The 10,260-nt window shown below is 47.6% G+C and carries 9 protein-coding genes; 3 read left to right on the top strand and 6 right to left on the bottom strand.

What is annotated here, in order from left to right; translation table 11 throughout:
- Positions 1-304: 304 nt before the first annotated feature.
- The 4 genes from JGK20_RS29415 to JGK20_RS29400 form a co-directional block, all read right to left on the bottom strand.
- On the bottom strand, positions 305-1,792 hold the full coding sequence (locus tag JGK20_RS29415) for a DUF697 domain-containing protein (RefSeq protein ID WP_293185243.1): 1,488 nt from the start codon (positions 1,790-1,792) through the stop codon (positions 305-307).
- Between the two features lie 270 nt (positions 1,793-2,062).
- Complete coding sequence (locus JGK20_RS29410; RefSeq protein WP_293233121.1) at positions 2,063-3,514, bottom strand: DUF697 domain-containing protein; 1,452 nt, start codon at positions 3,512-3,514, stop codon at positions 2,063-2,065.
- Positions 3,515-4,126: 612 nt separating this feature from the next.
- Positions 4,127-5,209 carry an ATP-dependent 6-phosphofructokinase gene (locus JGK20_RS29405; RefSeq protein WP_293185247.1) on the bottom strand — a complete coding sequence of 361 codons (1,083 nt, stop codon included), beginning with the start codon at positions 5,207-5,209 and terminating at the stop codon, positions 4,127-4,129.
- A 289-nt stretch (positions 5,210-5,498) separates the two neighbouring features.
- Positions 5,499-5,741, bottom strand: coding sequence for a hypothetical protein (locus JGK20_RS29400; protein WP_293185248.1), 243 nt, complete (start codon positions 5,739-5,741; stop codon positions 5,499-5,501).
- 143 nt (positions 5,742-5,884) lie between these two features.
- Between JGK20_RS29400 and JGK20_RS29395 the strand changes: the two genes are divergently transcribed.
- Together JGK20_RS29395 and JGK20_RS29390 are read left to right on the top strand one after the other, a co-directional pair.
- Complete coding sequence (locus tag JGK20_RS29395) at positions 5,885-6,388, top strand: hypothetical protein (protein ID WP_293143532.1); 504 nt, start codon at positions 5,885-5,887, stop codon at positions 6,386-6,388.
- A gap of 382 nt (positions 6,389-6,770) precedes the next feature.
- Positions 6,771-6,926: a transposase family protein gene (locus JGK20_RS29390; protein WP_293143535.1), complete on the top strand. Its 156-nt coding sequence runs from the start codon at positions 6,771-6,773 to the stop codon at positions 6,924-6,926.
- A 369-nt stretch (positions 6,927-7,295) separates the two neighbouring features.
- On the opposite strand, the gene JGK20_RS29385 is transcribed toward JGK20_RS29390, so the two are convergent.
- Positions 7,296-8,597 (bottom strand): PilT/PilU family type 4a pilus ATPase, encoded by a 1,302-nt coding sequence (locus JGK20_RS29385; RefSeq protein ID WP_293233119.1) that lies wholly within the window; start codon positions 8,595-8,597, stop codon positions 7,296-7,298.
- A gap of 284 nt (positions 8,598-8,881) precedes the next feature.
- Here JGK20_RS29385 and JGK20_RS29380 point away from each other — a divergent pair, with 284 nt between their 5' ends.
- Positions 8,882-10,051, top strand: a complete 1,170-nt coding sequence (locus JGK20_RS29380; RefSeq protein WP_293233117.1) for a DUF58 domain-containing protein — start codon at positions 8,882-8,884, stop codon at positions 10,049-10,051.
- 25 nt (positions 10,052-10,076) lie between these two features.
- On the opposite strand, the gene JGK20_RS29375 is transcribed toward JGK20_RS29380, so the two are convergent.
- Positions 10,077-10,260, bottom strand: a 184-nt coding sequence (locus JGK20_RS29375) for a hypothetical protein (RefSeq protein WP_293193663.1), incomplete at its 5' end; no start/stop codon positions are given.

Raw genomic sequence — 10,260 nt, 5'->3', positions numbered from 1 at the left:
TAAGAGCGCTCAAGCGCAACTACGTACCTTTTTTAAGAGCGCTCAAGCGCAACTACGTACCTTTTTTAAGAGCGCTCAAGCGCAACTACGTACCTTTTTCAAGAGCGCTCAAGCGCAACTACGTACCTTTGTTAAGAGCGCTCAAGCGCAACTACGTACCTTTTTTGTTCTGATGCACCCTACTCAACTGCGATGTTTATGACACAGCAATCAGTTGACCAATTCTGTAATTTCGGGGAAATCTTGATACGACTCGGGAAAAAATCCCTCGGCTTCAGTTCGCGTAATATGGCTGTGGTTTGTGTCATATTTTGAATTCTTGCTGCAAGCGATCGATAATTGTATTGCGCTCGATGGTAGCTAGAATCTCTTGAATGACAGTATCCTGTCCCAGGGGGCCCCAGGTGCAGCCTCTTTCTAAATAAACTTGGGCGGCGCGACCGACAGCGTAGGTTCCGTAGGCTGCTAAACTAGCTTGAGTGACAGCGACTCCGGCGAAAGTCGAAAAGCCGATTTGTGGGGCGACAGCGGCCGCACTTTTCCCAAATCCCAAGAGGAAACTGCTACCTAATTCTCCTAAAAGTACGCCTCCTGCGCTGGAGAAAATAGTTTGCCAAAGTTTGCCGGCTTCGTAACCAGTCATCGGTAAACAGTAAAGTCTGGATAAAGAGCGAATTAAGGCTAAATCTGCAACAGTTGCGCCCATGACATCCAGGAAAGCAACAGGATTTAAGCCGACAGCTAAAGCTTTGTATTTGGCAAATTGCCAGATTAAATCATCGGCTTCTGTTTGGCGCAATTTGAGAACTTGATGAGCAAGATTTGCTTCGGCATCTCTAGCTTCTACTAAAGCATTAAGTGCGAGGAGCGATCGCCCTTCTCTGTTAAGAATTGTCAAAATTGTGTGTTTGAGTTCGTCTATTTGGGGAGGCGGCGATTCCCATTCGTTGGTGATACTTCCATCTGACCATTCTACGCGCACTTGCATCGGTGCGGGTTCGGCGGCTACCATGACTATTTCTAAGGATTTGGCAATTTTAGCGGGTGGTTTTGCTGTAGATTTAGGAGCAGGGATGTTATTTTGGCGATCGTCCAAATCGTCCCAATCTTCCTTATCTGTTACCGCCTCGGCTGCTAGCTGTTCGGAATTTCCCAGCGCTTGCAAACTTTGGTAAATAGCTGTTCGGTCTAATTCTGGATACAGGTCAATTTTATTAAAAACTAAAATTAGCGGCTTTTGAGCAGTTTGTAATTCGCACAAAGCTTGATATTCAGTGCGAGTGATATCGCCAGCTACCACAAACAGAATTAAGTCAGCTTGGCGAGTGACTTGTTTCGCCATCTCGCCGCGCACTTCCCCGCCAACTTCATCAAGTCCGGGAGTATCAATTAATTCTACTTGAACCCCCCCCTGCCCCCCCTTACCAAGGGGGGGTTGGGGGGGTTCTACGCCCTCCAGGAAGGTTAAAGGCACATTCCAACGTACAGAACGAGGCCACTGAGTCACGCCGTTGAGGGGGCCTGTTTGCAGGATTTTTTGACCCAACAGCGCGTTTAATACGGCTGATTTGCCGCGACTGACTAGCCCGAAAGTAGCAATCCTAATTACCTTGTTGTCAAGTTTTTCGGAGGTAGAAGTTAAAATATCTAACTGAGTTTGCAGGGCGGCTTCTAATTCTGTGTTGTTCGAGTTTTTTTTGCCTTGGCGCAGGTAGGAGTAGCGCGCGAGGGCTTGGCGCAAACTGGCGCGGGCGAGGGATAGGCGATTTTCTTGAAGGGAATTGTCAGCCATTGGCGATCGGCTTTTTTAAGCTATGTAATTGAGCGTAGAAATATAACATTCTCTTTCTTATTTTAATACAATTTTTGATAAATTTTAGGACTTACCCAACTGTCCCATGCAATCAAGGTACGTAGTTGCGCTTGAGCGCTCTTATTTATATATATGAAAGAGCGCTCAAGCGCAACTACGTACCTAAGAGGTCAGATCCCCTTTTTTAGGGGATCTAGGCCTAATCGTCAGACAGACTCGATTTCTCGCCGCCCCTGCTTCCAGGAGTATTTAATTGGCGGCCGAATTAACAACCTGGGCCCCAGATGTCTGAGGCGAGAGACGACTTGCAATTTGATTGACGAAAGATTGCAAGAAGGAAACTTGTTGATTTTGCTGAAATACTGCTTGCAAAGTTTTCGTCAACTGATTGAGACTGAAAATGCCTTTGGCTGCATTTTCCAGTTCTTGATTTTGGAAATATTCAATCAAACTTAGTCCAGCTATTCTGGTAAAATAGGCTGCACTAATTCCCTGCACCGCGCCTCCGGCTGCATAGGTAACGGCATTGCTTTTGAGCAGTCCAGTAATAGTTTGGGTAGACACTTCTACCAATCCCAGTTTGAACATTTGGGTTGCCAAAGTTGCCGCTACTGTCTTAGCTTGGTCTAAGGAAAACTCTTGCTTGTAGATAGCGCCGAGGTCGATTACCAGTTGGGTGCTGATGGCGGTTGTGGCTAGCAAGTCTAAGGCGGCAACTGGGTTGGCAAAAACGGCGGCGGCGGCGATATACTGATATTGTTCGATGATGGGCATTGCCCGATCGCGCCTCACGACATTCAAGCAAGTTTTTGCTTCTAATTTAACCGTTGCAGCTTCCCGCACAGCACTCGCCCAGACCAACTGTTGCCCTTCTTGAGTGACGATTTGAGTCAATCTTGCTGTCAGCGGTTCGAGTTGAGAGACTTGAGTTTCAATCCGTTCTTGAACAGTGCCGTCTGCTTGGTGCTGCCGCACTTTAATCGAATTAGGGGAAGCTGCGATCGCAATTATATCTTCTGTCCCCAATATTCCTTGCATTCTTTGGTGCAACTGCTGCAAAATTTGTGACTGCTGCGCTGGCAAATATTGGTCTAGTTTGTTCAAAACTAGCAGCACGCGCTGACCTGCGGACGCTAGTTGAGATAATGTTTGAAACTCGGAATCCGTGATGTCGCCCGCCGTGACAAACAGCACTAAATCACCGCCGATTTTGGCATCGGAATTTGTGGTATTGGCAAACAGCGGTGCTGTTTCTGAGAAAATCTGCTGTTGTGAGTCTTGGGATGCCCAATTAGAGTTTAAAACTTGAATTAAGGCAGTTTTACCGACAGCTTTGCCGCCAGTTACGGTAATCCGCAAATCTTGTCTGTCTAATTCGGCTTTGAGTCGATCGAGCTTTGCGGTTAGATGAGCCGGATTTACCGAGTTTTGAGCTTCTGAGGCGAGCAATTTAATTGCTGCTTCGGCAGTCGCGATCGCTTTTTCGGCTGCTTCCCGCTTGGCCAGGGGCTGCGGGAGTTCGAGTTCGAGTGTGGGAGATTGTTGTTTCCACCACCAATACCCCGCACCGGCAGCCGTCAAGCCGATGAGTGCCGTTTCTCCCATTTCTGAACCCGAATGCTGTAGAGTTTCCAACAGCCAAAGCGCTGCTGAAAGTCCTATTCCGCCTATCAAAATTGGTCGCCGCAAGTTAAGTGTCATTTTTCCCTTCCTGTGGGTATTATCGCCAAGCTTAACCTTACCGGGCTTGGTCTCCCTCCCTATATTCCATCGTACCTCTGCGACATCCAAACTGGCGATCGGGCGATCGGGCGGATTATACCATAAACCTTTTGCGGAAGTTCAAAAAGTTTGTAGTAAGGACTTCAGTCCTTGCTGTTGAGTTAAGCCAGCAAAAAGTGAAGTTATTACTACAAACTGTTGATATTTGACACTCTCCGGGAGTCAACGCCACGGAGATTCTTAAAACCACAACTTTAGTCTTAAAGGCGCTGTCAAATCGCCTCTACACACTCAAAACAACTACATCTTGCGAGTATTGCAATCGTGCTTACTTTTCCTTTGCTTTCGTCCTGCCATCACAATGCCAGATAGGTACGCTCTGTGTTCACCATTACTTGTTTACCCAGGCTACGGACGTATCGAGACGAGATAACACGGGGGTTGCTCCCTAATCAAACACTTCTTCGCATAGATGGTTATTCTTACTCAAACTTATTATAGCAATTTTCATGTTCCGTAGGGAAGAAAAGCCGTCCTATAAGGACGGGGCTTCAAACCCATTCTTTTTGGTGAAAAAGTCTAGGTAATTATCTAATCTCCCAGACAAATTCCCAAACCGCGGGCCGTTTTAACCAGAGTACCATCGAAGTCTACAGGTCTGTATTTGGCGATCGCATCTTCCAGCGGAACACTCACAACTTCTCGTTGTTGCCAAGATACCATGCGGTCAAATTTCTTTTCGGCAACTAAATCAACTGCTGCGACACCAAAAGCCGAAGCAATTAATCTTTCTAGCGGAGAAGGCGTTCCTCCGCGTTGAATGTGTCCCAAAACTGTGACGCGAGTTTCTGCACCGCTACAATCAGAAATTGTATCAGCTAAATACTGACCTATGCCACCTAATCGACTTTGGCCTAAGCGATTTGTGTGCATTACTAACTCGCCTGCTTCTGTCCGCACAGCCTCCGCTACTATAATTAAACAGTAGTTTTTTCCGCGTTGTTGGCGTTCTTGAACTTTGGCGCAGATTTCGGAAATTTTGTAAGGAATTTCGGGAATCAGAATTATATCAGCACCGCCAGCAATTCCGGCACTAATCGCAATATGTCCGGCATCGCGTCCCATGACTTCAACAATCATCACGCGGCTGTGACTGGCCGCTGTAAAATGTAAGCGATCGAGTGCTTCTGTGGCAATATTGACAGCAGTATCAAAACCGATCGAACGCTCGGTAATACCGACATCATTATCAATAGTTTTAGGAATAGCAACTAAATTCAAATTACCTGCGTTGGCAATCTTTCGGAGAATGGCAAGACTGCCATCGCCACCAATCCCAATTAAGGCATCCAAACCTAGTTGATGATAGCCTTCAATAATATCATCAGAGCGATCGCGCAAAGTTCCATCAGGCATCGGGAAAGCAAAAGGATTGCCCTCATTGGTAGTGCCTAGCATTGTACCCCCAATAGTCAGCCAGGAATCTACTTTCTCAATATTCAAGGGTGTTGCTTCAGGAGGGCGACTCATCAATCCTTTGGTGGCTTGACGAATGCCCATCACTTGCCAATTGTATGTTCCCGTCGCGCGGTAAACAACGGCTCTAATCACGGCGTTTAAGCCTGCACAGTCACCCCCGCTGGTGAGAATGCCGATACGTTTTTGTTCTCCCATAATTAAGCCAAACTTTTGTTCCTCAGAACATGGTTGATATTTTCAGATTCCGATTCGTTCAATCCTGATTTTTGACGTAAGTAGTTACAAACAAACTTTACTCTGTAACAGAATGTAAAGCTATGATAACCTTTGTGATTGCTTCGTTTCACTTTGTTTCACTGGCAATGACATACTTATGTATTTTCAAGCTTCACCTAATTGAGCAGCTCATCTCTGATGCACCCTACAAGCTTGATAGCTAACTTTCGTAGCGTCCCAAATCACCGTCTCAAATACAACATAAATTTTACTTGGGATTGAGGCGTTTAGAAACTTGGTTAACGATACCGCTGAGAATTGCACCGCCCATCAAAATACCGAGGGCAGGATTAAATACGGGCTGCCACAGACTGTACCATAAATCGAAACCGAGATTTACGCCAGTCGATCGCCCTGCAACGGCGATCGCAAACCACCCAAAAATAGCCAAGACGAAAAACACATCAGCGACTAAAATCAAGTTGAGGAAGTTAAGAATTTTATCTTTCATGGTCGATGGTTCCTTTTTGAGTGTATATGTGTCAACTTTTGGCAAGAGGTTGGCAAGGGAGCCGATGGATAGCTGCAACAGGCGATCGAATCAAGATAAAATAAAATATCATTCAATTGTTTTCGCATACTTGTGGTCAAAATATGGTTCGTTATACACTTCCTCAAAGCCCCGAAATTATTTTAACTGTCAAAGGGAAAGATTCAGCGAAAGCCCGCGAAGAAGCGATGGATAAGCTGATGCTGCTGATGGATGAAGGGAAGCTACCTACAGAGCTCGCAGAAGGATTTGGGCCCAAGCAGTTTGTTGAAGTTATCGAAGATGCTGCTGTGTCTGACGGCGAGGACGCAATTACTGAAGCAGTGCAGATTTTGAGCAATTTGGCAAGTCTCAAATTGAAGGTGATGGAATCCCGGGAAGAAGCCCTAAAAATCCGGGAGGCGATCGATATTTTGTTTACAGATGAGCCTGTGAGTGCGGAGGAAATTGGTCGTCTGAAAGACGGTTTTAAGGTTCTCAAAAACTTCGCTCAAGCTAATGTCCGCTATCGAGAAGCTAGGGGCAAAGCTGAGGAAGCTCGGGCAATTCTGGACGAAGCTTTGCAATCTGTAGAATCGGAAAAAAAGGCACAGAAATCAGCGAAATAGTAGCTAACTGTAGGCAGGGTAAGCGCACGTTAAATAGTAGCTCAGGATACAGATTAATAAGCCAGATACTGAGGTTAAAGGTGCAATGCTAAAGGTTTGTTAGATTTCCTCGCTTCGAGGCTGACACAAGGTGACACTCTCTGGGTATTCCCACCTCTTGGTTCCCGTTATGTCTCAAGGATTTGCGCCCGCTGCCCGCTGTTGAGCTGCCCACACAGGAGTGCGGTTCCCTTAGAAATATCAGCCTTAAGCCAAGGATTAGTAGACTGTTTTAAATCCGTCGAAGATCGAGCGAGTCGAACGGGGACAATGGCATCCTTTATCCGATATTCTGATCGTTGCGATTCTCTCCACCATTGCAGGCGGACAAAGCTCTTAAGCCATGGTGGAACTCTATGGCAGTAGCAAACAAGCTTGGCTCTCCACCTTCTTAGCACTCCCCAATGGCATCCCCAGCCCAGATAGCTTTCGGCGGGTGATTGAACGTCTCCACCCCAAACAGATGGAAGCCGCCTTCGATAACTGGGGGCGTTGCTGATTTACGGTATGAAAGGCTAAATAGGTCTGTCATAGAAACCAGTATCCACAAAGGTTTTGGATTTTAAACTTATTTTTTTCATACCATGATTAAGCAACGCCCAATATTTTAATAGAAATAGCAAAGAAAGAACACTCTTGACTGAAGTCCCCCGAGCCGCTTCCCTAGGAAGGACTAAAGTCACGCTTGTTTCCCGCATCCGGTATTGATTTTTATGAGCGATGACTATATGGTGAAGGTATTAGTCGCAGCGCTCCCTGAACTCTCTCAAAGTAGCAGTCCTACAACCTAGATGGCAAGTGCGTTAAATGGTATTAATTTGTGGGGTAGGCTTGCTGTGCCTACCCCTGTATGTATGTTGCTATTAGGCTAGGCGCGAACGCTCCTTTCTTTTTTGCTACCTTCAAAGTCGCGAGCCGAGCCGACTTCGTAGCCTCCTGTCCGCAAGCGGCGGTCTAAATCGCTGGCTTCGGGAGAAGTTTTTGTGGCTTCTTCGATTGTCACTCTACCTTCAAGTACGAGTTTGTAAAGATCCTGGTTGATAATCTTCATGCCTTCGTAGGTGTCATTTTGCATCAACCGGAAAGCTTCATCATCATCACCTTTCATCAAGTAATCGTGCATGGCTGGCGTGTTCACCAAAATATCGTGAACTGCGACGCGGCGGTTGTCAACTGTTGGCAGCAAAAGTTGGGCAATTACTGCTACTAAAGAATCGCAAATTTGAATCCGCATCGCCTGCTGTTCCTCAGGTGGGTAGAGGTTTAACAAGCGGTTAAGAGCGTTGATGGCGCTGCGAGTGTGGAGGGTTCCCAATACTAAGTGACCAGTTTGAGCTGCTTGCAAGGCTGTATTGATGGTAACGCGATCGCGCATTTCCCCGATCAGGATGACATCGGGGTCTTCCCGCAAAACTGCCCGCAAAGCCTGCTGGAACTCGTGGGTGTGCAAGCCGACTTCCCGCTGGCTGACCAAGCATTTTTTAGAAGGGTGAATGAATTCGATCGGGTCTTCAATTGTAACTACGTGCTTCTGTTCCGTCTGATTGAGGTGGTCGATCATCGCAGCGACTGTTGTCGATTTCCCGGAACCGGTAGGCCCGGTAATCAAAATTAATCCTTGCGATCGCAAAATGACCTTTTTGAGAACTTCTGGCAACCTCAAGGAGTCGATAGTGGGTATTTCTAAACTGATCAACCGCAATACTAGGGCGCCACCACTGAGGGAATCAAAACAGTTTAGCCGACACCGCACGAAGCCCGGGTAAAAAATTGCTGCATCTAATTCCTTGGTAGCTGCAAACTGTTTTCGCTGTTCGGGGGTGAGAATTTCGGCTAAGTAATGTTCAAAAATTTCTGGCGTGACTTTGGGGTGGCTGGTTGCTACTTGCATGACGCCCCGAATCCGAAATCGAGGTACTTGACCGACTCGAATGTGAATGTCGGAAGCCGAGGCGGTATGGGCATCTCTGACCATTTGTTCGATCGTACTTACGGGAGTCTCAACAGCCCGCTGCTGTTGCTGCTGATGCTGCTGTTGCGCCGGGGGGTGTGCAGCAGGCGCCGGTGGTGGTGGTGGCGCGGGAGTTGCAGCCAAGGGCGGCGGTGGCGGGGGTGTGCGGCGGGCTTGAGGGTCGGGTTTAACGGGTGTAGGATTGTTTAATGGGTTCATTTTTTAGTCTCCAGTCAGTCGATTTTAGATTTTAGATTTTAGATTTTAGATTGACTCGCAGCGCCGTGAATCTGGGAGTTTCAACTATGGTCTAAAATTTGGGGATTGACCGTGCGCGATCGAGTGTCGGGATCTTGTATCCGTTATTGGGCGGGGTCAAAGTATCATTGAAAAAATTCCCGATTTCTAATCTAATCGCTCGCTTGCTAATTCGGTGCCAAATGCTGAGAATATTTTACAATTAGGCTTGATGGGCGATCGAGCAATTAACAGTTTTAACTCCTATGAACATCCGTCACAAAATTGCCGACTGGCTCGAAAATCGCGCTGTTACTCCTGCCTACGCGGGTTGGCTGCTCTCGGGGATGACGGTGTTCTTTTTTGGGTCTGCTACTAATACAATGTCTGGGTGGCTGTACGCGCTCAGCGGTGGCAGTTTGGCGCTGCTGGTAGTAGCTGCGGTTTTGCCTGCAAAATCGCTGCGTTCCTTGGAAGTGCGCCGCCACCCGATCGAACCTGTGAGTGCGGGCGATAAAATCACCGTGGAACTAGAAATCGAAAATAGCGCCCGCCAACCTAAAACCTTGTTGCAAGTGGTAGACATCTTACCGTTTGTATTGGGAAAAGAGCTTGTCCGCCCGATCGAGATCGTAGAGCCTAAAAGTATATACAGGGATACATACTACGTGGAAGTCCGGCAGCGGGGCGTCTATCGCTGGCAAGAGGTGCACTTGAGGACGGCGGCGCCTTTAGGGTTGTTTTGGTGCCGTCGCAGCCGCCCGGTAAAAGCGGTGGCGGTGGTTTACCCGCAGGTTTTGCCGTTGAGCACTTGCCCTTTGATCGATCGCATCGGTCAAGAAGACAGTCCGCAATTGTACGATCGCCTGCGATCGCAAACCGCTACCGAAGGCCTCACCCGCAACCTGAGACCTTACCGTCACGGAGACCCCACCCGCCTGATTCACTGGCGCACCAGCGCCCGCTACGGAGAACTGCGGGTGAGAGAGTTAGAAGTTGCAGCAGGCGGCCAAGAAATTATTATTGCTCTCGACAGCGCTGCATTGTGGCAACCAGAGGAATTTGAACGAGCGGTGACAGTAGCAGCGTCTCTTTACTTCTATGCTAGCAAGCGCCTGTTAAACGTCAAACTTTGGACGGCCGGAACCGGACTTGTCTCGGGGAACCGGGTAGTTTTGGAAACCTTGGCGGCGGTTAATGCTGCCGAAGATGCGATCGATAGTCGATCGCAACTATCGATCATTTGGCTAACTCAAAACTCTGCAAGTTTAAGCACTCTTACCGAAGGTAGTCGTTGGGTACTCTGGCCGAGTTCCACTGCGGAAACAGGCGAAAAACTGTTAGTGAAACATGATTTACCTGGTTTAGAAATTCGCTCGGATAGACCTTTAGAACTTCAGTTACAAGATGCTTTAGAAAGAGCAATTAGTTATTAAGATTGAGTGGATAAGTTTTCCGCTATCATATCAAATCCGGTGACAGCAGAATTCTGCCAGTGCGAGCGTCCCCGCTCGCGACAGGAGATAATATCGTTTCCGGTATCATCTCAAATCCAGTAACAGCAGAATTCTGCCAGTGCGAGCGTCCCCGCTCGCGACAGGAGATAATATCGTTTCCGGTCAAATCCAGTAACAGCAGAATTCTG

Origin of the sequence: Microcoleus sp. PH2017_05_CCC_O_A (assembly GCF_020738785.1) — a bacterium.
In the GTDB taxonomy this organism is placed as follows: domain Bacteria; phylum Cyanobacteriota; class Cyanobacteriia; order Cyanobacteriales; family Microcoleaceae; genus Microcoleus.
The sequence above is the reverse complement of the archived record's forward strand: the minus strand, read 5'-3'. Positions and strand labels throughout refer to the sequence as shown.